Consider the following 20,927-nt stretch of genomic DNA (forward strand, 5'->3'; position numbering starts at 1 on the left):
TCGCCCACTGGGCGTCAGTCAAAACGAATCGGTCCATCTCAAGCTTGAATCACAATCAAGCTCGAATGAGAATCCTGAATCCAAACAGGCCCTAGAGCGTTACGAATAGTTCTACGCCTAAGTGTCCGACCGAAAAATAAGTTGAGTGATATCAGCGAGTTCTGATTCCATCGGTGTTGCGAAGCATCAAAGGATCGAGACTGTGGACTGATATCACCCGGGCACAGTTTGCCCGAGAGGAGCTGCATTTGCCAAGCGACTTGACGGATGCGGAATGGGGCGTGCTGGAGAGGTTGCTTCCTGTGCGGGCCAAGCGCGGGCGGCGCCCGAAATGGAGCTATCGCGACATCGTCGAGGCAGTGCTCTATCTGCTGCGCGGCGGATTGCCGTGGCGCATGCTGCCGCCCACTCTGTTTCCACCAATGACCACGGTGCAGTACTATTTCTACCAGTGGCGCGACAACGGATTGTGGCAATCGATCACCACGCACTCCTGATGCTGGCGCGCGAGGCGATCGGCCGGGAGGCCTCGCCCACGGCCGGCGTGATCGACAGCCAATCGGTCAAGACTACGGAAAGTGGCGGCCCTCGCGGCTACGACGCGTGAAAGAAGATCAAGGGTCGAAAGCGCCACATCGTCACCGACACCCAAGGGCTCCTGGTCGGAGCGATCGTTTCAGGATCGCGACGGCGCGCCAGATGTCCTGTGCAGCATTCGCTACCGCTTCCCCTGGCTGCGCCATATCTTCGCCGATGGCGGCTGATGCCGGCGAAAAGCTCAAGGCGGTGCTGGAAAGATCGGCCGGTGGACTGTCGAGATCATCAAGCGCTCCGATGCCGCACAGGGCTTCGAGGTGCTTCCGCGCCGCTGGGTGGTCGAACGAACCTTCGCCTGGCTCGGCCGCAACCGCAGATTGGCCAAGGACTTCGAGCGAACCATCGAAAGCGCAGCTGCCTGGCTCTTCCTCGCCTCTGTCCAACTCATGACAAGGCGCATCGCAGCGATAAAAACAGCAATGCAATTTTGGGTCAGGCTCTAAGGAACGAGTTGACTGAACTTGGACGATGAGACTCGCACGCGAAGGGTGTGTGGCTTCCACAAAGGCATCATCCTCGTACGGACCAATATGCCAGGCAGGAAGGATCGCAAGCGCTAGCAGGACTGCGAAAGTGACTGTCCCCATCGGGGCCATAGGAACAGTGAACGGGCGGACGAGGCGGCGCGAAGCAGTGCAAGCTCCCTTCAAGAGAAATCTTGGTCACGAGCAAGCTGTCATAGGTTTCGACGTAATTTCGAGATCTACGCTGGGCGATCGTCGTATCCCAGCACCGAAGCCTCCGCCAAGCGGCAGAGACCCTCGGAGTTAAGCAGTCAGCGCTGAGGCGCCACCTGCGCAATTTCGAACATAAGTTGGGCGGTGCTATCTTCGAGCGCTCTGCCCAATCGCATATAATGGCTAACCCGTCCAACGACGACGTAAACTCACCGGTTGCGATCTTTAGGAAAGGTCTTGGGCGTCACAGGCCGAACGAAGAATTCGGACAAATGAACGTCCAGCGCCTCGGCGATGCGCTCGAGCAGATCAATTGTCGGGTTTTTCGATTGCCGCTCAAGACTGGCCAAATAGGAGCGGTCAACGCCGGCCTGATAAGCCAATTTCTCTTGCGAAATGCCGCGGCTAATCCGAATCCGACGCACATTCCAAGCCACAAGTGCACGAGTTTCCATGTGCAAAGCATGCCATGAGCTCGGGCGTCAAATCACTGGCTATAACCCGCCTATTAGACTTGATCGTTGGGAACTGCCAACAGGTAGAATGTGGCCTCGCCCGAAATGGCGGTCAGATTTTCCGCCTACTTATTAGCCCCAGCGCGCCGTGCGCCTACGTCGGTTCGAAGATACGGTTCTGGAACATCTAGCAACTCACGCACATGGGGGTCGTTGAAAAAGCTCCAATTGGCTGATTCCGTTCTCGTCGGCGATTCGCGATCGGCGGAGCAAACGAGATGCTGGGGCGCAAGGAGCGGGATCAGTTGGAGCTCTTCATCACGGGCTCGCTGAAACAGCTCGTCCCAGATGAGCACGTGCTGGCGCGGTCGATCGTGTGCTCGACCTGTCTTGGCTAAGGGAAGAGGTCTCCGACTGCGCGAACGACGGTCGGCCAGGCATCGATCCGGAAGCCGCGGTACGGCTGATGCTCGCGGGTCTGCTCACCGGGATCGTACACGATCGCAAGCTGATCCGTGAGGCTCAGGTCAACATCGCCATTCGCTGGTTTGCTGGTTATGGCCTGCACGAGCAGCTACCGCACCATTCAAGCCTGACGCGCATCCGCCAGCGCTGGGGCGAAGAGCGATTCCGTAGGATCTTCAAACGCACGGTCGAGGCCTGCCTGAAGGCCAAGATCGCAACAGCAGAAGTGGTTCACATCGATGCGTCGCTGATCCGCGCCAACGTGAGTTGGAACAGCCTCACCGAGCAGCATGTGATGGATATGCTGAGCGAAAATCAAGGCGAAGATGAAAGTGAGGATGAGAGAAGGGCCGCAAAGCGGGAAGTACAAAAGGTCTGCACGACTGATCCCCGATGCGACAATGGCCACCAATGCCCGAAACCGGCGGCTGGAGCCCGCTTACAAGCAGCACACTGCCGTCGATGACAAGGTCGCATTGCCTCACCTTAATTGTTACCGGATGCTAAGCCGTTGCCTCACGTAAATTGCTCCCTTGGATCGGGAACGACCGGGGGCGAAGGTGGGGCGGCTAACCATGGTGACGCGCAAGGAACTGACGGCGGCGGCAGGCGCGCGCTATCGGACGTCGAGTCGCGCCAATCCGGCCAGGCGACACGCCCGGGAAATCGACCCGAAATGGTGAATCACGGTCAAACCCGCGCGCAAGTTCGGCTCATCATATAACGCAATCGGCGCGACAGGCTCGAAACCGGAAAACCTCGTCCATGCAAACTCGGGATTTATTCATCACAACCGGCTTCTGCAGTCTGTGGATCGTCCGATTGTATGTCACTCGACCGATGCACAGTTCGCTGTTCCCTCGACAAGATTCTCCGAATGATTGCAGGGCAAAGCAAGCAAGCTCCCGGCCCGATGGACAGCAGTTCGGCAAGCGAATGCCCTGGGCAGGGTCGCGCAGGATCGGGCCACCACCGCGGATATTCCCGATTTTACCCATTTAGATTGAAACTTTGCTTCCCATTGATTTGGAAGAAAATTCTACTACCAGTTGTTTTTTTGATCAATCCCAACTGCGGTTTGGCATGGTAGCACCGAATCATACGAGCTAGAGGGGTTGCGCTTCGACCGTGCCAATGGAATTTCGAGATCTACGCTGGGCTATCGTCGCATCCCAGCACCGAAGCCTCCGCCAAGCGGCAGAGACCCTCAGGGTTAAGCAGTCAACGCTGAGTCGCCGCCTGCGCAATCTCGAACATAAGTTGGGCGGTGCCATCTTCGAGCGCACTAAAGCCGGTACGCGACCGACCATCGAAGGTCAGGAATTCCTCGATGCTGCCCGGCGCATCGTGAATGATACTGAGGCGATGACCGGCCGCCTCAAGAGCCGCTGGCGCGGCGAGAGCGGTCTATTGAACATCGGGATCCACGCCTCATTCTCCGCCGGCAATCTACGGGCCACCCTTCTCGAGCACCAGCGGCGCTTCCCTGATGTCAAACCGCATTTCGTCGACGGATCGAGCGACGATTTGATGTCCGATCTCGCCAGCTCCGCCATTGATATCGCGTTCGTGGCCGAGCCCAATCCGAGGTGGAGCGACAAGTCATTATTGGTGTGGAGCGAACGTGTCGTCGTCGCCCTTCCCGAACACCATCCGCTGACAGCCCGCAATGTAGTTCACTGGGGCGAACTGCGGCATGAAGCCCTACTATTGTCACAGCACGGCCCTGGACCGGAATTCCACAAACTGCTCATCAGCAAGTTGGGAACTTCCGATCCATGTCCGGTACTTCGTCATGATGTGTCGCTCGATCGGCTCCTCACCCTGGTCGGCGCCGGCTGGGGAATGCTGTTGGCCTTGGAAGGTGCGACCGGCGCGACCTATCCGGGTGTCACCTTCCGCGAGGTGCATGACGCCGAGGGTCCGACCCGGCTGAGCTTCCGCGCTTACTGGCGGCAGGCCAACGGCAATCCATCGCTACGTCCGTTCCTTGACCTGCTTCGCGAGCGCTATCCGGATCTCTCGGCTGATCCAGGTGCGGGCTGAGCCGCATTTCGTCGGGCCTTCGCAAAAGCGCGGTCGGTTGCCATGAATCGCTCTATCATCGGCGCAATCAGTTTGCCGGGCTCGGTCGGCGTCGTCGTGCCTCCACTACGCGTTAGGATCTCAGCATAGCTTTTGAGATCCCTGAAGACCGCCGCCGGGAGCTCGACGGTGAGCTTGACTGGTTTGTCGTCTTCGAGTGGCCCAAGCTTGAGCTTTGTCACGGTGTTGCTCCCTTCCGGTACGGCGCCAGCACGAGATCATATGCCGCTTTCCGGACTATGCGGATTTGCGGGGGTGAGAGACGCCAATCATAGGGTTTTGACGCGCCAAATGTCGGCATAGTCCTGTCTCCTATAGCTGGTTGAGGAACGTCAGCAGCTGACCGTTGGGCCGGAACTTCCCCGGTTTGCTGTCAAAGGGGATCGTTCTGGCGAGGATCTTCTCCTTCAGCGCCAGATCCGCATCGAGATAGATTTGGGTTGTTTCAATGGATTCATGCCCCAGCCATAACGCGATCACGGATTGCTCCACCCCGGCATGCAACAGGTCCATTGCTGTCGTGTGTCGCAGGCAATGGAATGTGATGTGCTTCTTCTTCAGCGAGGCACAGACTTCGCTGGCGGTGGCCAGATGCTTTCTCAGAAGGCGCTCTACCGCGTCCGCACTCAATCGTCCGCCGCGGATGCTCGGGAAGACGATACTGCTGTCGTGGGCGGCGCTGGTTTCATCGAGCCATGCTTCAAGAACTGCAGCGACAGGTTTGGAAAGCGGAATGGCGCGTTGCTTTCGCCCCTTGCCGAGGACCTCGACATGAGCGCCTGTGCCGAATGCTACGTCCTGGCGTTTCAGGCTGGTCACTTCGGACAGGCGCAAGCCTGTTTGCAAGGTTGTCAGCAAGAGTGCGTGATCCCGGCGACCGCTCCAGATGCTCTTCTCCGGAGCATTCAGAAGTGCGTCGACCTCCGGGCGCGTCATGAAGTCGATCAGCCTGCGGTCAAAACGTTTAGCCGGCATGGCGAGGATGCGCTGGATTTGAGCACTATGGGTCGGCATCTCGTAGGCAGCGAAGCGGAAGAACGACCGAATGGCGGTGAGACGAAGATTGCGAGTTCGCGCGGTAACACCACGCGTCTTCTCAAGTTCGTTCAAAAACACGGAGATGAACGGGGCATCGATCATTTCGAATGCCAGGCGATCCGGAGACATGTGCAACCGTTTCTGCGCAAACCGCAGCAGAAGCCTGAACGTGTCCCGATAGGAGCTGATCGTATGCGCGCTGACGCGCTTCTGTTGCATCAGCCGCTGCGTGAAGAACTTTTGCAGGAGCGCCGGGAAGGTCGGGAGCGCGGGTTTCATACGGAGGCCTCCCAATAATGCTCGAGCCGCGTCACCGCCTGCTTCATGAGAGAGGGGTTCTGGTGCAAACACCAGTACGTATAATTGAGATGGGTGTGTCCCAGATAAGTGGACAGCGCCGGCAGGCGGCGCTCGGGGTCTGCGCCCGCACAATAGCATTGCCGCAAGACATCGACAGCCATGGTGTGCCGCAGATCGTGCAAACGTGGCCCGGTCTTATCGGAGATGCCGCGCAACCCGAGTTTCCGCGACAGCCGGCGGAACGACAGTTCCAAAACCGAATGCGTAATGCGACGGCCGAGCGGCGAGATGAAGAATGGCCGGGCGCTGCGTCCAGCCAGCAACGCATTGCGCTGTTCCAGATACTGCTTGAGGACAGCGCTGGTCGTCGCATGCACCGGAACCAGGCGGGACTTTCCGAACTTCGTGTTGCGTATGGTCAGGACTCCGTGGTCGAGATCGACGTCCTCCAGATCAAGGTTCAATGCTTCGCCGACACGCATCCCGGTGACGCTCAGAAGGCCGAAGATCGCATAGCGCGACCAGCGCGAGATCGGCTTGGCTCCCCGCCGTCGTTGCAGGCTGGCGGCGAGAAGGCGGGCAATCTCTTCCTGGAGGAAGATATGAGGCTGGAAGGCGCTCCGCCGGCGCGGCAGCAGATCCGTCGGAGGTATTTCGGTGCGCGGGTCTGTCAGGATGCGGTGGCGCGCAAAACTGCGCACGGCGCGCAACCTTCCGGCATGGTAGTTCGGGTCGTTCGATGCCGGCTGCTGTGCCCATTGCGCTGCCAGCTTTGCCGTGATGTACGCGGCATGACGCCGTTCCATGAACGCCGCAAAATCCCGAAGGTAAAGTTCATCCTTCTTCAGCCTGAAGCCAAGGGACCGGCGCAATTCCAAATAATCGGCAACACCCTCGCGCAAATTGTTCATGGCGTCGCTCCCGGCCATGGCAGGGCGACTTCGCGCAAGGCTTCCAGATCGACCTTCGCGTACTGCCGCGTTGCATCCGGGCTGCGATGCCGCAGCACCTGGCCAATATCCGTCAGCGATGCCCCCTGGCGCAGCATGTTGACGGCAAGCGCATGACGAAGCTGATGCGCTCCAGTAGAACCGAGTTCGATACCGGCGCGCCTAATTGCACGCGCGACGATCTGGCATATGTCGCTGTGCGAGCTCAAACCATCAAAGGGGGCGCGGGAACGCAAAAACACCCGGCGGCAGCTCGATTCCGGGCGTCCGTGCTCAAGATAGGCCGCAATCGCCTGTCCCACGTCATGGGGCAAGGGCAGCGGCCGTTCCACACGGCCCTTGCCATGCACGCTCAGACAGCCTTCGCTCCAATCAATATCGCTCAGTTCGAGCCGGACGACCTCTCCTGCACGCAGCCCAATCCGGGCCAGCAACAACAGGATGGCTCGATTGCGCAACCCGGCCGCCGTTCGCCACTTCTTGCTCGCGTTCAGAAGAACCCGAACACAGTCGGCCGGCATCGCTCTCGGAATCGACGCCATCGACCATCCGGCGACAGAGGGTACTGCCGCGGCAAGATCGGTGTGGATGTAGTCGCGGTACCGTACGAAGCGGAAGAACGACCGCAGTGCCGTGACTACGTGTTTTGCCGAAGCGAATGTGCGGTCTTGCGGCGCGTTTCGCCGGATATATTCCGCAATCTGGCTGGCATGCACAGAGGCGAGACGCGGGTCGTCCCCGCCGGATATGTTTGTCAGAAAGTGCCTTACATAGCCGGCATAATTCTCGATGGTCGCCGGCGCCAGGCCGCGGTCTTCGTGCAGGTAAGATCTGTATTCCTGCAACACCAGATCAACAGCCGACGTCTCGGCCGAAGCCGTGGCCGCGCATTCGATAATGCCTTTTTCCCGAAGCCAGCATGTCACGCCGGACAGAGCGATCCGGTCGCCACCCTTGAGACGGCGGCGTCGGGAGCGATGGCGCAAGAATGCTTCTTCATGCGCGGTCGTAATCCCGTCGACCGAGATACCTTCCCAGCTCAGCCATCGACTGAACTCGGTGATGAGAAATGTCTTCTTCCAATAAGAAACCTGCGAGTACCGCTGATCCGCAAGATACTCGGCGTAGAGCTCAAAGTAAGGAGCCAGCGGTCCCTCGACCACAAGCCGAGAGCGTCGCTTTCGACATGCTCTGTTCATCGGAAACACGACCTCGGCCGGTTTCTGCTCGAACGAACTATGCCGACTGACTTCTTCGGAAATGTGAGGGAAAGGAAGCAAATGCACAGGAAACTCGGCATTATCCACAGCGCGGCATATGACCTGGTATTCCGCTAGCGGAATACGAGATCGCGCGTGACGATGACGCGAACCGGGAAACCTGGCCGGATAGTCAGCGTCGGTTGGATGTTGAGCTGGCGCTGCACGATCTGCTGGCCGGTCTGGCTGATGCTGTTGGATGCGCCGCTGCGGATCGCTTGAACGAGATTGTTCTCGTTCTGGCTCGTACCCGCCTCGGCTCCGACGCTGAGCATGGTCGAGAGGACCGCGGCCTTGAACAGCATGCCCCAATGGTTGTCGACCTCATCCTCGAGCCCGGCATAACCTCCGGTATCGGCGCCGGGCTGGCGCTCCAGCATGATCGAGTTGCCGTCCGGCATGATGATGCGGGTCCAGACCAGGAGAATACGGCTCTGACCAAACGCAACCGAGCTGTCGTACTGGCCGATCAGCTTGGCCCCCTGGGGGATCAGAAGATATTTTCCGGAGGGGCTATCGTACACCGCCTCGGTGACCTGAGCGGTGATCTGGCCTGGCAGATCGGACCTGATGCCCGTGATGAGTGCAGCCGGCATTACGGTGCCCGCCTGCACGACATAGGGCGAGACCTTGGCCTCGAGCCGGTCCGGACTGACCGTGCGCTTGTCGGTGGAAGCGTTGAGGAAGGCTTCCTTGCGGTCCTGCATGTTCTGGGTGGATCCCGCATCGACGGGTGGTGTCGTGGCCGGCGGCGTCGTGGCTCCGTTCGAGGTATTCGGGATGACTTGGCCGATGCTCTGTGGTTGCTGAACAGTCTGGGCGAACAGACGGCTGACGCGCGCCGCCTCGATCTCCTCGGCTCGGTGCTGCGCCTCCGGATCGGACGTCATTCCCGGGACCATGGTATTCGCTGCAGCGCCTGCGTTGAGGATCGGCTTGCCGAGATCGCCGGGCAACGGCGGCCCGAGCGGCGGCGCTTGACGCGGCAGACCGGTGTAGTCCTTCGGCAACCCGGCTAGGCCCTCGGCCGAAGGTCGGTTCTGAGTGCTGAGCAGCTCTTGGCCGGTCTGCGACTTGTTGCCGGTCTGGAGGGCATAGCCGAGCGCGCCCGCGACTGCGAGGGCAGACACCGCGCCGAGGCCGATAAGCACCTTGCGCGAGAGGCGTGTGACACGCGGCCGCTCGCCTCGGAGCCGAAGGTCGGGCGGCGCGACGGGCGGGATGTCGCTCTGACGTTCGTCTTCGTTGCCTATCGCCATGAGCGCGGCCTTCCGTCGGTGCGGACGATGCGCACGCGCCGTTCGCTATCCTTGTCGCCAAGACGCAATTCGGCGGCGGCGAACAGGCGGTCGACGATGTCGTAATTGCGGTTCGCGCGGTAGTTCACCAGTTCGGAGCCGCCGGCCGGACCGATGACGAACAGCGGCGGCATTTCGCCCTGGACGATGCCGCTGGGGAATTCGATGTAGACTTTGTTTCCGTCGTCAAAGGCGCGCAGCGGACGCCAGGCCGCATCGTCGCCCTCGATCGCGTAGCGGAAGTTGATCGCGGCGAGATCGACGCCGGCCGCAATGGGAGCTGCGGTTTCAGCCGCCGCATTCTGCCGCCGAAGTGCGATCAGCTGGTCCTCGGGATACTGCCAGGAGACCGAGGCCATGTAGGTCTTCTCCGTCGAGCGCAGCTCGAGGAGATAGGTCCTCCGATCGGTGTTGATCACGAGATTGGTGACCAATTCCGGTCGCGTCGGCTTGACCAGGATGTGGATCTTCTTGGTCGCGCCCGCACCGCTCTCGGTATCGCCGATGATCCAGCGCACGGTGTCGCCGGCGGCGACCGGACCGGAGCCGACGAGTTGCTCGCCCTCTTGGAGTCCGACATCGGTGATCTGACCCGGCGCCGTATAGACTTGGTAGAGGGCTCCGCCCGAGAACGGATAGACCTGTACCGCGTTGATGAAGCCATTGCGGACCGGCTGCACCCGTGCCGCGGCGTTGGCCTGTTTGACGCGAACCTTCGGATCGGCGGCTTCGGGCGTGCGCTTGCTCCCAGCGAGCGGTTTTAGCTGCCCAGGGAGCGGCAGGGGCTGGGGCAATTCCACGATCTTGACGGGCGGCGGCGGATCAGTGGTGAGCGCTGCCGGCTCCGCAGTGTCATAGTTGATGTCGGGCGGGATGAAATTGTGCGCGCAGCCGCCAAGCACCGAGGCGACCATCAGCAAAGCCGCAAAGGCGGGTTTACGGAAAGACGTATCGCCGTCTTTCCAATTTTGGTGAACGATGGAAAAGCGCCAAGCCGGACCGCCGGCTTTCGAGAAATTCGGCGGGATCATTGTCCCAGCTCCTTCGACCAGTTGATAGCGTTGACGTAGATGCCGAGTGGATTCTTGCGCAGCCGATCGGCGTCGGTGGGCGGCGCAATTGCGATGGTGAGGATCGCGGTCCAACGTGTGGTGCCGGCGAGCGCTCCGTCTTGATAGCGGTGCTCGACCCAAGCGACGCGAAAACTGTCGGGCGAGGTGCGGATGACGCTGGAGACGTCGATCGCGATCTGCTGCTTGCCGAGATTGGCGAAGGGGTCATTGGCGCGGGCGTAGTCGTTCAGTACCGCGGCGCCCGCCGTGGTCGTGAAATCATAAGCCTGCAGCCAGTTGTGCCGCACGATGATTGGATCGGCCGGAAGCGAGCGAACGATCTGGATGAAGTGGGCGAGATACCAGGCAATCTGCGGGTCGTTCGGCCTGTAGTCCGCGGTGGCTGGCGCCACGGCCTCGGCCTCGCCGAGCTTGTCGACCTGCACCACCCAGGGAACGACAGTGCCGTGCGTCGATTGCCAGACGAGCCCACCAGCGAGGCCGCAAGAAAGGATCAGCGAACCGAACGCCATCAGCCGCCAGTTCTTGGCCTGCACGCGGGCAGAGCCGATGCGTTCATCCCAAACCTGGGCCGCGCGCTGGTAGGGGGTTTCGGGTTCGGGCGTGCGGCCATAGCGAACCGACGATCGCCGGAAGACTGACATTTCTTATTCTCCTCCCGAGAGGTCGACGGAGTGGCCGCCACCATGGCTGTCGCCGGATTTGAGGCCTTGCGCGGCGGTCTGGGCGCCGTGAATGACGGTCTGATTGCGCTTGACGCGCTGGGCCCAGGCGGGCGGACCGCTTTCGCTCGCTGCTTGAGACTCGGCTCCATCGGGTGCAGCCTCGCTACTCCCGATCGTCCCCATCGTCGAGGAGCCACCGGTGTTGGCGACGCCGGCACGGGCACCGGAGGTGAAGCTCTCCCTCATTGCCCCTGCCGCTTGGGAAGCGGCGCGTCTGACGGGAGCTGCCGCGTGACTTGCCGCCGCGCGGCCTGCGCCACCGAGACCTGACGCGACGCCGCCAGCGCCGGACCGACCGGCCGATGCGAGGCTGTAGGCGGAGGACACACCGCCCGCCACCGCCGCACCACCACGCGCGGCGGCCGCAGCACCGGAGCCAGCCGCCATCGCTCCCCTTCCGGCGAGCCCAAGCGCAGCTCCACCCGCCATAGCCGTGCCGGCGACGGCGAGGCCCGTGCCGACGGCAGCGCCGGCGCCAAGCTGCGGGGCGCCCGAGACAAGACCGGTCGCGATGCCCGGACCGAAGATGCCGAGGCCGAGCATGGCGAGTGCCGCCAGCACAACAGAGAGCGCTTGCTCGATGGTCGGCTGCCCGCCGGCATAGGCAGTTGTGAACTGGGAGAACAGCCCGGTGCCGATGCCGACGATGACAGCAAGCACCATGACCTTCACGCCGGAGGCAACGACGTTGCCCAACACCTTTTCCGCGAGGAAGGCGGTCTTGTTGAAAAGCGCGAAGGGGATAAGGATGAAACCGGCAAGCGTCGTCAGCTTGAACTCGAGCAGCGTTACGAACAGCTGCACCGCCAGAATGAAGAAGGCGATCAGCACCAGGAGCCAGGACACCATCAGCACGGCTATCTGGACGAAATTGGCAAAGAAGCTGGTGAAGCCCATCATCTGGCTTGCGGAGTCTAGCAACGGTTGCCCGGCATCGAGGCCGACCTGCGCAAGCCGGCCGGGCCGCAGGAAGTCCGCGGTCGAGATCGATGAGCCGCCGGCCTTCAGTCCGAGGCTAGCGAAGCTATTGAAGATGATGCCTGAGAGCTTGGTGAAGTTGGTGATGATGAAGGCAAAGAAGCCGATGTAGAGGGTCTTCTTCACCAGCCGCTGGAGGATGTCCTCGTCTGCACCCCAGGCCCAGAATAGGCCGGCCAATGTGATGTCGATGACGATCAACGTCGACGACAAATACGTAACGTCGCCTTTGATCAGGCCGAAACCCGAATCGATGTAGGTCGTGAAAGTATTGAGAAAGGTGTCGATGACGCCGACGTTGTTCACGACTTCTCTCCCTTTGGAGCACCCGTCCTCGGCTGTGTGGCCGGCGCGGCCTGCGGCAGAAGTGGCCGCGCCGGCCCGCCGAAGAAGCGCGCGCGGTTCTCCTCCCAGACCGCATGGCAGTGCGGATCTTCGGCATCCTGGGGACCGAGCGCGCGGCAGCGGCGCAGCTCGGCCGACAGATCATCGGGAACGGCGACAAAGGGGGAGTCGGATATGGGCCGCTCCGCCGGACGCCGATGGATGACGTGCAGAGTGGCGAGGAACATCGCGAACACAATGAGCATCGCGCCTGCGCGAAGGACATCCGAGCGCTCCATGATCGACGCCTCAGTTGCCGCTGAACATGGTGACGTTGCCGGGCTGATAACCGCTGCGTGTCGAGAAGATCTTGTATTGTTGCTGGCCCTGCGATTCGGTCGCCGTCACGCGCGCTTGCTCCAACGCATCCGCCCGTCCCTTCGCGGCGAGCACCGCGACGAGATCGGATAGCTGCTGGGAATGCAGGGCCAGGAGCTGATTGCCGGCCTGAGCGGCCTGCAGGGCGCCGCTTGCCGACTGGCTGGCGGAAACCAGCGAGCTCATTGCGCTGGAGTTGGTCGAGATATTGCCGACGACGCCGGCTTGCACCTTCAGCGAGTCCTCGAAGGAGCCTACCGAGTTCTGCCAACGACTTTGGGCCGCGGCAAACATGGTCGCATTGGAGGGCGTGGCCGCCCCCGTGCCGTAGGTGCTGGAATATGTCGTCTGGATGCGCTCGACGTTGAAGGCGATGTTCTGGGCCTGGCTCAGCAGTGACTGAGTCCGTGCGACCTGTGACTGAAGCTGGGTCAGCGTCGACAACGGCAGATTGGCGAGGTTCTTTCCCTGGTTCACCAGGCTCTGGGCCTGATTGGTCAGCATCTGGATCTGATTGTTGATCTGCTGCAGCTCGCGCGCCGCGGTCAGCACGTTCTGGCTGAAGTTGGTGGGGTCGTAGACGATCCACTGCGCAAAGGCCGGCACCGTCAAAAGCGGAGTTGGTACGGCAAGCAAGAGAGCGGTCGCGGCGACCAAGCTTACGCGCCGCGTTTTACGAGCGGTCATGATTGCACCTCCAGGTTTGTCAGGTCGGGGATGAGATCGGCGGCCCAGAGCAGCTCGTGATCAGCGAGCCAGGCGGGCGTGAAGTCGTCGCGGCCGTGCTCGGCGAGCAGCCGTTCGATGGCGGCATGGTCGGCCTTGGAAGACGCGGCGCAGAAGGCGAGCGCGACCGGCCCGAGACCCAGCTCGAAGAGCCGATTGCCGCGGCGAGACTGGCAGTAATAGTCCCGCTTCGGCGTCGCTCGCGCGATGATCTCGATCTGGCGGTCGTTCAAACCGAACCGCTGGTAGATGGCGGTGATCTGGGGTTCGATCGCGCGCTCATTCGGCAGGAAGATGCGCGTCGGGCAGCTCTCGACGATTGCGGGTGCGATGTTGCTGCTGTCGATGTCGGAGAGCGATTGGGTTGCGAACACGACAGAAGCGTTCTTCTTCCGTAGCGTCTTCAACCACTCCCTGAGCTGTTGCGCGAAGGCTGGATCGCCAAGGACGAGCCACCCCTCATCGATGATGAGGAGGGTCGGCCGGCCGTCGAGCCGTCCCTCGATGCGATGGAACAGGTAGGTGAGGACGGCAGGCGCAGCTCCAGCGCCAATCAAGCCCTCGGTCTCGAACGCCTGCACCGAGGCAAAGCCGAGCTGCTCGGCTTCCGCGTCGAGCAGGCGGCCGGAAGCGCCGCCGACGCAATAAGGTTGCAGCGCCTGCTTGAGCGCGGTCGATTGCAATAGAACCGTCAGGCCGGTGATCGTGCGTTCCTCGACCGGGGAGGACGCCAGCGAGGTCAACGCCGACCAGACGTGCTCCTTCACGGTCGGATCGATGGTGACGCCTTCCTTGGCGAGGATTGCGGTTACCCATTCGGCAGCCCAGGCCCGCTCCGTCGCGTCACCGATGCGTGCGAGCGGTTGAAGAGAGACGGAGTCCTCCGCGCTGTTCGACAGACTTCCGCCGAGGTCGTGCCAGTCGCCGCCCATGGCAAGTGCCGCCGTGCGGATCGAACCGCCGAAATCGAAGGCGAAGATCTGGCTCTTCCGGTAGCGCCGGAACTGGATCGCCATCAGCGCGAGCAGCACGGACTTGCCGGCACCGGTCGGGCCGACGATCAGAGTGTGACCGACATCGCCGACATGCAGGGAGAAGCGGAACGGCGTCGAGCCTTCGGTCCTGCCGAAGAACAGCGGGGCGCTGCGGAAATGCTCATCGCGGTCTGGCCCCGCCCAGACCGCCGAAAGCGGAATCATGTGGGCCAGGTTCAATGTCGAGAGCGGCGGCTGGCGGACGTTGGCGTAGGCGTGCCCCGGCAGAGAGCCGAGCCAGGCTTCGAGTGCGTTCACCTCTTCCGGCATGCAGGTGAAGTCGCGACCCTGAACGACCTTCTCGACGAGCCGAAGCTTCTCAGCGGCGAGACCGGTGTCCTCGTCCCAGACAGTGACAGTGGCGGTGATGTAGGCCTGGCCGACATCGTCGGTGCCCAGTTCCTGCAAGGCGAGATCGGCATCGGCGGCCTTATTCGCCGCATCGCTATCGACCAGTGTTGAGGCCTCGTTGGTCATCACCTCCTTGACGATGGCGGCGATCGACTTGCGCTTGGCGAACCACTGGCGGCGGATCCTGGTCAAGAGCTTCACCGCCTCGGTCTTGTCGAGCAGGATCGCACGCGTCGACCAGCGGTAGGGGAAGGCAAGCCGGTTCAGCTCGTCGAGGATTCCGGGATGGGTCGCGCTCGGAAAGCCGACCACGGTGAGCGTGCGAAGATGATGGCGGCCGAGACGCGGCTCGAGGCCGCCAGCGAGCGGCTCATCCGCGAGCAACGCGTCGAGATGCATCGGCGTCTCGGGAACGCGTACGCGCTGTTGCCGGGTTGAGATGGTCGAATGCAGGTAAGTCAGCGTCTCGCCGTCATCGAGCCATGCCACTTCGGGCATGAACCCTTCGACCAATTGCAGGACGCGGTTGGTGCGGTCGACGAAGCCACGCAGCAGCTCACAAGGATCGACGCCGCTGTGCGCACGGCCCTCATAGAACCAGCCCTCGATGCGCGAGGCGTCCTCGGCCGGCGGGAGCCAGACGAAAGTCAGAAAGTAGCGGCTCTCGAAATGCGCACCTGCCTCCTCGAAAGCGTCCCGTCGCTCCAGATCGACCAGCGCTGATGCGGCGTCAGGAAAGGTGTTGTGCGGATACGTCTGGGCGGCGATACGCTGGGCCTCGACGAAGATCGCCCAGCCTGAGCCGAGACGGCGCAGCGCGTTGTTCAGGCGGGCCGTCACGCCGACGAGCTCGGCAGGTGTCGCGCTGTCGAGATCCGGACCGCGGAAGCGCGCCGAGCGCTGGAACGCGCCGTCCTTGTTAAGGACGACGCCCTTCTCGACCAAAGCGGCCCAAGGCAGGAAGTCGGCGAGACTGTGCGGCCGGTTGCGATATTCGGCGAGGTTCAGCATGGAAGGCTCACTGGCCGAGATAGGATGGATAGCGAAGGTGACGTCGAACGACGTCCACGAACTGCGGATCACGCTTAGCCGCCCAGACCGCCGCCGCATGGCCCACGGCCCAAATCAGCGCTCCGGGGATCCAGAGGTGGAGGCCGAGCGCGATGGCGGCCGCCAACGTGCCGTTGGCGATCGCAACGGTGCGGGGCGCGCCGCCCATCAGGATCGGATCTGTGAGCGCGCGATGGACCGGCGCGAAAAAACCCGCCACTTCCGGATCGACGATGGCGGCCATTACACCAAGGCTCCGCCGGAGAAGCTGAAGAAGCTCAGGAAAAAGCTCGATGCGGCGAACGCGATCGACAGTCCGAAGACGATCTGGATCAGCCGGCGGAAGCCACCCGACGTATCGCCGAACGCGAGCGTCAAACCGGTCACGGTAATGATGATGACCGACATGATCTTGGCGACCGGACCTTGCACCGACTCCAGGATCTGATTGAGCGGCGTCTCCCACGGCATCGAGGAGCCAGAGGCGTAGGCTGGGGGAGCGACAGCGATGGAGATGAAGGCAATCGACCCGAGGTCGGCGAAGCGGCGGCGAACGTGACGGATCGTGGGAGGGAACTGGATCATGATGGGTCCTTAGGATGTGAGGATTGGCCGGCCGCCTCGGCGGACCGGACGCGGTAATCGCCGGTGGCGGGATCGAGGCCGGCAACGAGAGCGAGTTCGGCGAGGCGGCGTTCGCTGCCGCGGCCGCGCAGCACCGCAACGAGATCGATGGTCTCGGCGATCAGCGCCTTGGGAACGGTGAGGACGGCTTCCTGGATGAGCTGTTCCAGGCGGCGGAGTGCGCCCAGCGCGGAGCCCGCGTGAATCGTGCCGATCCCACCGGGGTGGCCCGTGCCCCAAGCTTTGAGGAGCTCCAAGGCTTCGCTGCCCCGCACCTCGCCGATCGGGATGCGATCGGGACGTAAACGCAAGGAGGACCGAACCAGATCGGACAGGGACGCGACGCCGTCCTTGGTGCGCAGCGCGACCAGATTCGGAGCGCGGCATTGCAGCTCACGCGTATCCTCGATCAAGACCACGCGATCGGTGGTGCCGGCGATCTCAGCCAGCAGTGCGTTTGTCAGGGTGGTCTTGCCGGTCGAGGTGCCGCCGGCGACCAGAATGTTCTGGCGGGCGGCGACTGCTTCGCGGAGCAGGCCCGCCTGCCCGGTCGTCATCATGCCGGCCGCCGCATAATCATCCAGAGTGAAGACAGCGACAGCGGGCTTGCGGATCGCAAAGGCCGGCGCCGCAACGACGGGCGGCAGAAGTCCCTCGAACCTCTCCCCCGTCTCGGGAAGCTCAGCCGAGACGCGCGGCTTCTCGGCGTGCACCTCGGCGCCGACATGATGCGCGACGAGGCGCACGATCCGCTCGCCATCGAGCGCGGACATCGTACGTCCGCTATCCTCAAGGCCGCCCGACAGCCGGTCGATCCAGAGCCGGCCATCGGGGTTGAGCATCACCTCGACGATCGAGGGGTCCTCAAGGAAGGTGGCTATCGCGGGACCAAGCGCGGTGCGAAGCATGCGCGCGCCACGCGAGAACGCTTCCGAATGAAGTGAAGTGCCTGCCACGATCGTCCCCCGTCGACAGCCAATCGCGGCAAGCGATTGGCCAACGGGGATGGATACAAAAGGCAGGAGCTGGCGCAGTTCAACAAGTATTCAGCCGTCGTAGGACTCCAGCGTAGAGCAGAGAAAAAATACTTACTGTACAGAAGGCGCACCGATCAAGGTCTGACGCCAAATCTGCAGTACGGGTGTCAGCAAAGGGTGATTTCAACGGCCAACTCGGGCGGGGTCCTGCAAATAATTCAGGCGAGTTCTCCGTGTGAAATGCTCAGAAACAGCGATGCGGTGTTTATTGCACCCCCTTCCTCAAGTGTTGAAAACATTGATTCTCGGAATCGGTGCGACACGGGCGACCTGTTCGCAAGACCGCGGTAGCCATTTCATCGGTCTCGAGATCGGCCGATCGTTGGTGAGGCGCACCGGGCACCACTTGCTCGGCAGGCAGAATGCGATCGGGCGACGAATCCGATGATGCGACACGCCAAGTTTTGCCGCGGCTTCCGAGATGGTCAGCCATTCGCTGTTCTTCTCCCCGCGTACCGTGCTCACACGGCCCGCTGTCCAGGTCTTCCCTTGCCTGTCGGCATACCCATCCGATTAGGGAGGTGGCGATTTCCTGGTCCGACCCTCGAGTCGCCATGGCCCGCATCGCGGCAAGCGCTTCCTCGGATGTGCAGCATCCGTGCTCGCCTGACCGCGGCTTGCGGATGCGAAGTTGTGAATGCTGACCACCGCGCCAATGGATCGTCCAGAGTGACTTCGCACGTTGTCTCGTCAACATCGCCGATGATACCAGTGATGAGGGCATGCAAGAGCTGCTGACGGGCGCGCGTGGCCCGGAGCATTCCGGGCGGCATTGAGACCCCTCAGCAAGCCGGACGAAATCCGGGGACTACGCTCTGATTTGCAGCCCGGACCTCGGTCAATCGGTCTGGCGCGACTCGACAGCACGAGCATGCTAAGGGCGGCGCTACAGTCAGTCGGAGGATAGTGGATCAAGACCTCCGCTCGCGCTTCCACCAGGCCGACTTGGAGTTTAGGCACGCCTCGGTGAGCCGCCGAAGCACAGGTGTTTCGGGGCGTCTTTTTTGGCAAAGCTGCATCGGCCGTCTTGATGGTAACCGGCATGAGGCCTCCACCTCGTCATCGCGCAGTTTGCTTGGGATACAGCCTGGCATGATCTGATGGGTGGAGGTGGAGCGATGGTAAATGCCATGCTTGATGCCAGGCAGGAAGGTGACTCATATCGTCGCGTCGAGCTGATCACCGGGGAGCGCCGGCGGCGACCCTGGACGAGCGAGGAGAAGGCCCGGATCGCGGCGGAGAGCTTTGAGGAGGGCGCGAACATCTCCGAGGTGGCGCGGCGCAATGGCGTTGCCCGCGGGCTGCTCACGTCGTGGCGACGCCAGGTTGCGGCGGCGGCCGGCAAGGCGACGGTTACGTCGCCGCGATCGTGGCCGGACCAGTGTCGATGAGCCCGCTCGACTGGATCTGCCCACTGCTCGCCAGCTCGCCATCGATGCCGATGCTTTCAACCACGGCGGCACCCCGGAGTTCGCCGCGATCTCCGCCGTCGCGCTGCGCCATAACGAGATCAGCCAGATCCTTTCGACCACACCTGGCCAGTTCCCCCCGATGCACCGGCGCAAAATCAATGGCGACGTCGATCCGCGTCCCTGGTGCCAAGGTTCTTATGGCGCGATGCGGCTTAGGCTGTCGGCGTGGGCGCCGTTGGTGGACACCAGCAATATCAATCACGCCTGCTTCTGCCCATTCTGCTGCACTGTCGCGACGATCAGGAGCAGCCGTTGCTCGGGCCACCACAAAGCAGCCGCGAGACCTGGCGCGCTTACGCCGATATTCCGCCGGCCGTCGAGGCCATCCGCCAGTACTGGATGCCGATCCGCTACGCGTGCGCCCGCTGATCACCGCAAACGTGGGACCTCATACCGGGTACTCTTGATGCCGTCTGTCGCACGTTCTGCATGATCGCATGGTCGCGCTCCTCTCAACTAATCGGCGAGGCCATTGTGCGAGGTCTGATCCTATCGCCGTCAGGTCCCGTGCTCGGGGGACGACTAGATGGCGTTACAAGGAATGGGCCACCGACGCATACGATAGGCTAGAGACAGATAGCAACCGTCCAACCGCATGATGACGCGGTCCGATATCAATGTTTGCAATATCTTCGCGTCCACCCCCTCGAGTCGATCTCCAACCAGACATCTCATGAAGGCAGCTGCGTACGCCGAACTCAACGTCGTTACGGTGACATTGCCGTTTCGCGCGTCTCGAATACTGATGAATCCCGGGCCTGCGCGCCAATAAAGTAGCCCATACCGAAACTGTTCTCTCCACGCACTCAAATCACAATCAGTACCCCTAATATCGGTTGGCGGCGACAGATGATGGAAGCTCGTCAATTCGCTTCCATTCACACCATGGAGACGCCACTCTACCGGTATGGAAGATGACGTCAGATCTCGCACCAACCTCAGGCGCCTTATCTCCAGTTCGGTTGCCGCACCAAGGTCGATAGGACGATCTATGATAACTCTCCCCATGCCAGCACGGCACTGATCGCCTATCTTGGATACCGTGCTCACCCCCTCCAGTCCGATCTCCGACTCCACGTAAGTCCAGCCACCGATGTACCGCGAAGCGAGGCGCGATGCCAAAGCGTCTGTATTAACCGTTACGCGCACAGCCTTGCCCTCGTATCTGACGAGATGGACCGATTTGGGCTCACGTCGATCGGAAGCCCTACAAGAAGACCTTCGTCTTCAAATATCCAGCCGGCTTCCAAGAACCGCTTTAATGTCAACTCCACGTCGGTAACGCTACATCCCGCATTCCGAGCGACGATGCCGCAAACACCGTCGCGACTGATGACCGATCTGAGTGCCCGAAACAGTTGGAGTTCTGCAGGCGTGCGTAGCGCGGTTCGCCTCGGGTCTCCGAATAGTCGCATATCGACAATTTGCACGCCGTCGTCCGTTTTGTTGAAGACGAGCTGCGCTCCATTGTTGTAAGCCTCGATCCACTTATCAATCTCGGCTTGCAAACGTCCCACCATCGCATCGCTTATGCCTTGCGGAGCAGACTCGAAGAAAAACGCGATTTGCGCCAACTGCTGCGGTTCGAGTCTGTAAATCAAGGGATAAGCGGCATGTGGGCGCTTAGTCGAGACCCCCAGCTTGGGATCATTGAAGAATGGACTGAAGCGTTGAATGGACACGCGCGTCGCCCCTGCTCGGGGAGGCTGGAGATGATACAAATGCGGCAACTGAGGAATTATCTTCTCATAATCGTCGTCCGTTTCCCCCGGAATCCCCACTAGGTAGTTCCACGAAACCGTTAAGCTTGAGGCTTCCAAATCTCTGAGCGCCTGAGCGTTACGCGCACCAGTGATACCCTTCCGCATCAATCTCAACACGTTGCTCGAAAGGTTCTCGATACCCGGTTGGACATGCCTGATACCAGCGGCATACATTAGCATTACAGTTGTCTTTTTGATTTGACATGAGCGCGTTGAGCGGCAGCCTGATGAGCTCTGCGCCAGAAAGACCATGCGATGATGCGTGCGG

Annotated in this window: 20 protein-coding genes and 3 pseudogenes; 6 read left to right on the plus strand and 17 right to left on the minus strand. The window is 61.6% G+C overall.

Annotation, left to right across the window (positions count from 1 at the left end):
* Positions 1–200 precede the first annotated feature (200 nt).
* Together ABIB95_RS46030 and ABIB95_RS46035 are read left to right on the plus strand one after the other, a co-directional pair.
* Positions 201–1,040, plus strand: a pseudogene (locus ABIB95_RS46030) (IS5 family transposase).
* A gap of 263 nt (positions 1,041–1,303) precedes the next feature.
* Positions 1,304–1,432, plus strand: a pseudogene (locus ABIB95_RS46035) (helix-turn-helix domain-containing protein); the annotation flags it as partial.
* Between the two features lie 51 nt (positions 1,433–1,483).
* Here the strand turns inward: ABIB95_RS46035 and ABIB95_RS46040 are convergent.
* A complete protein-coding gene (locus ABIB95_RS46040) occupies positions 1,484–1,729 on the minus strand; it encodes a helix-turn-helix domain-containing protein (protein WP_247377244.1) in 246 nt (81 codons plus the stop codon).
* Between the two features lie 278 nt (positions 1,730–2,007).
* On the opposite strand from ABIB95_RS46040, the pseudogene ABIB95_RS46045 reads away from it, so the two are divergent.
* Both ABIB95_RS46045 and ABIB95_RS46050 read left to right on the plus strand, forming a co-directional pair.
* Positions 2,008–2,466, plus strand: a pseudogene (locus tag ABIB95_RS46045) (transposase); the annotation flags it as partial.
* Between the two features lie 862 nt (positions 2,467–3,328).
* Entirely contained in the window at positions 3,329–4,240 is a 912-nt protein-coding gene (locus ABIB95_RS46050; RefSeq protein ID WP_354249062.1) for a LysR family transcriptional regulator, read from the plus strand.
* On the opposite strand, the gene ABIB95_RS46055 is transcribed toward ABIB95_RS46050, so the two are convergent.
* From ABIB95_RS46055 to trbB, 14 genes are all read right to left on the minus strand, one after another.
* A complete protein-coding gene (locus ABIB95_RS46055) occupies positions 4,204–4,461 on the minus strand; it encodes a DUF2274 domain-containing protein (protein ID WP_247377240.1) in 258 nt (85 codons plus the stop codon). The genes ABIB95_RS46050 and ABIB95_RS46055 overlap by 37 nt on opposite strands.
* 130 nt (positions 4,462–4,591) lie before the next feature.
* Complete coding sequence (locus ABIB95_RS46060; protein WP_354249063.1) at positions 4,592–5,596, minus strand: tyrosine-type recombinase/integrase; 1,005 nt, start codon at positions 5,594–5,596, stop codon at positions 4,592–4,594.
* Positions 5,593–6,528, minus strand: a complete 936-nt coding sequence (locus ABIB95_RS46065) for a tyrosine-type recombinase/integrase (RefSeq protein WP_354249064.1) — start codon at positions 6,526–6,528, stop codon at positions 5,593–5,595. The genes ABIB95_RS46060 and ABIB95_RS46065 overlap by 4 nt, the downstream gene beginning before the upstream one ends.
* Complete coding sequence (locus ABIB95_RS46070) at positions 6,525–7,853, minus strand: site-specific integrase (protein WP_354249065.1); 1,329 nt, start codon at positions 7,851–7,853, stop codon at positions 6,525–6,527. The genes ABIB95_RS46065 and ABIB95_RS46070 overlap by 4 nt, the downstream gene beginning before the upstream one ends.
* A gap of 47 nt (positions 7,854–7,900) precedes the next feature.
* Positions 7,901–9,085 (minus strand): TraB/TrbI/VirB10 family type IV secretion system protein, encoded by a 1,185-nt coding sequence (locus ABIB95_RS46075; protein ID WP_354249066.1) that lies wholly within the window; start codon positions 9,083–9,085, stop codon positions 7,901–7,903.
* Positions 9,076–10,155, minus strand: coding sequence for a P-type conjugative transfer protein TrbG (trbG, locus tag ABIB95_RS46080; protein ID WP_354249067.1), 1,080 nt, complete (start codon positions 10,153–10,155; stop codon positions 9,076–9,078). The genes ABIB95_RS46075 and trbG overlap by 10 nt, the downstream gene beginning before the upstream one ends.
* Positions 10,152–10,841 carry a conjugal transfer protein TrbF gene (trbF, locus tag ABIB95_RS46085; protein WP_354249068.1) on the minus strand — a complete coding sequence of 230 codons (690 nt, stop codon included), beginning with the start codon at positions 10,839–10,841 and terminating at the stop codon, positions 10,152–10,154. The genes trbG and trbF overlap by 4 nt, the downstream gene beginning before the upstream one ends.
* Before the next feature lie 3 nt (positions 10,842–10,844).
* On the minus strand, positions 10,845–12,206 hold the full coding sequence (gene trbL / locus ABIB95_RS46090) for a P-type conjugative transfer protein TrbL (RefSeq protein ID WP_354249069.1): 1,362 nt from the start codon (positions 12,204–12,206) through the stop codon (positions 10,845–10,847).
* Entirely contained in the window at positions 12,203–12,523 is a 321-nt protein-coding gene (gene trbK-alt / locus ABIB95_RS46095; protein ID WP_354249070.1) for a putative entry exclusion protein TrbK-alt, read from the minus strand. Before trbK-alt ends, trbL begins: the two co-directional genes overlap by 4 nt.
* Positions 12,524–12,533: 10 nt before the next feature.
* Positions 12,534–13,289 (minus strand): P-type conjugative transfer protein TrbJ, encoded by a 756-nt coding sequence (gene trbJ, locus ABIB95_RS46100; RefSeq protein ID WP_354249071.1) that lies wholly within the window; start codon positions 13,287–13,289, stop codon positions 12,534–12,536.
* Entirely contained in the window at positions 13,286–15,724 is a 2,439-nt protein-coding gene (trbE, locus tag ABIB95_RS46105; RefSeq protein ID WP_354249072.1) for a conjugal transfer protein TrbE, read from the minus strand. Before trbE ends, trbJ begins: the two co-directional genes overlap by 4 nt.
* Before the next feature lie 7 nt (positions 15,725–15,731).
* Positions 15,732–16,007 (minus strand): VirB3 family type IV secretion system protein, encoded by a 276-nt coding sequence (locus tag ABIB95_RS46110; RefSeq protein WP_354249073.1) that lies wholly within the window; start codon positions 16,005–16,007, stop codon positions 15,732–15,734.
* Positions 16,007–16,348, minus strand: a complete 342-nt coding sequence (locus ABIB95_RS46115; RefSeq protein ID WP_354249074.1) for a TrbC/VirB2 family type IV secretion system protein — start codon at positions 16,346–16,348, stop codon at positions 16,007–16,009. The genes ABIB95_RS46110 and ABIB95_RS46115 overlap by 1 nt, the downstream gene beginning before the upstream one ends.
* Positions 16,345–17,343 (minus strand): P-type conjugative transfer ATPase TrbB, encoded by a 999-nt coding sequence (trbB, locus tag ABIB95_RS46120; RefSeq protein WP_354051457.1) that lies wholly within the window; start codon positions 17,341–17,343, stop codon positions 16,345–16,347. Before trbB ends, ABIB95_RS46115 begins: the two co-directional genes overlap by 4 nt.
* Before the next feature lie 1,211 nt (positions 17,344–18,554).
* Between trbB and ABIB95_RS46125 the strand changes: the two genes are divergently transcribed.
* Entirely contained in the window at positions 18,555–18,815 is a 261-nt protein-coding gene (locus tag ABIB95_RS46125; RefSeq protein WP_502917964.1) for a transposase, read from the plus strand.
* A gap of 246 nt (positions 18,816–19,061) precedes the next feature.
* Positions 19,062–19,265, plus strand: coding sequence for a hypothetical protein (locus ABIB95_RS46130; protein ID WP_354249076.1), 204 nt, complete (start codon positions 19,062–19,064; stop codon positions 19,263–19,265).
* 153 nt (positions 19,266–19,418) lie between these two features.
* Here ABIB95_RS46130 and ABIB95_RS46135 read toward each other — a convergent pair whose 3' ends face one another.
* Both ABIB95_RS46135 and ABIB95_RS46140 read right to left on the minus strand, forming a co-directional pair.
* The gene (locus tag ABIB95_RS46135) at positions 19,419–19,904 is read right to left on the minus strand and encodes a DUF5825 family protein (RefSeq protein ID WP_354051572.1); all 486 of its coding nucleotides are present in this window, start codon (positions 19,902–19,904) and stop codon (positions 19,419–19,421) included.
* Positions 19,905–20,035: 131 nt separating this feature from the next.
* Positions 20,036–20,927 (minus strand): RiPP maturation radical SAM C-methyltransferase (locus ABIB95_RS46140; protein ID WP_502917965.1); only part of this gene is annotated, 892 nt, incomplete at its 5' end.

This window comes from Bradyrhizobium sp. LA2.1, assembly GCF_040547725.1.
Classification (GTDB): Bacteria; Pseudomonadota; Alphaproteobacteria; order Rhizobiales; family Xanthobacteraceae; genus Bradyrhizobium; species Bradyrhizobium barranii.

Coding starts and splice junctions, on each gene's coding strand:
- ABIB95_RS46040 (WP_247377244.1), bottom strand. CDS start 1,729: ATGGAAACTCGTGCACTTGTGGCTTGGAATGTGCGTCGGATTCGGATT.
- ABIB95_RS46050 (WP_354249062.1), top strand. CDS start 3,329: ATGGAATTTCGAGATCTACGCTGGGCTATCGTCGCATCCCAGCACCGA.
- ABIB95_RS46060 (WP_354249063.1), bottom strand. CDS start 5,596: ATGAAACCCGCGCTCCCGACCTTCCCGGCGCTCCTGCAAAAGTTCTTC.
- ABIB95_RS46065 (WP_354249064.1), bottom strand. CDS start 6,528: ATGAACAATTTGCGCGAGGGTGTTGCCGATTATTTGGAATTGCGCCGG.
- ABIB95_RS46075 (WP_354249066.1), bottom strand. CDS start 9,085: ATGGCGATAGGCAACGAAGACGAACGTCAGAGCGACATCCCGCCCGTC.
- trbG (WP_354249067.1), bottom strand. CDS start 10,155: ATGATCCCGCCGAATTTCTCGAAAGCCGGCGGTCCGGCTTGGCGCTTT.
- trbF (WP_354249068.1), bottom strand. CDS start 10,841: ATGTCAGTCTTCCGGCGATCGTCGGTTCGCTATGGCCGCACGCCCGAA.
- trbK-alt (WP_354249070.1), bottom strand. CDS start 12,523: ATGGAGCGCTCGGATGTCCTTCGCGCAGGCGCGATGCTCATTGTGTTC.
- trbJ (WP_354249071.1), bottom strand. CDS start 13,289: ATGACCGCTCGTAAAACGCGGCGCGTAAGCTTGGTCGCCGCGACCGCT.
- trbE (WP_354249072.1), bottom strand. CDS start 15,724: ATGCTGAACCTCGCCGAATATCGCAACCGGCCGCACAGTCTCGCCGAC.
- ABIB95_RS46110 (WP_354249073.1), bottom strand. CDS start 16,007: ATGGCCGCCATCGTCGATCCGGAAGTGGCGGGTTTTTTCGCGCCGGTC.
- ABIB95_RS46115 (WP_354249074.1), bottom strand. CDS start 16,348: ATGATCCAGTTCCCTCCCACGATCCGTCACGTTCGCCGCCGCTTCGCC.
- ABIB95_RS46125 (WP_502917964.1), top strand. CDS start 18,555: ATGCTTGATGCCAGGCAGGAAGGTGACTCATATCGTCGCGTCGAGCTG.
- ABIB95_RS46135 (WP_354051572.1), bottom strand. CDS start 19,904: ATGGGGAGAGTTATCATAGATCGTCCTATCGACCTTGGTGCGGCAACC.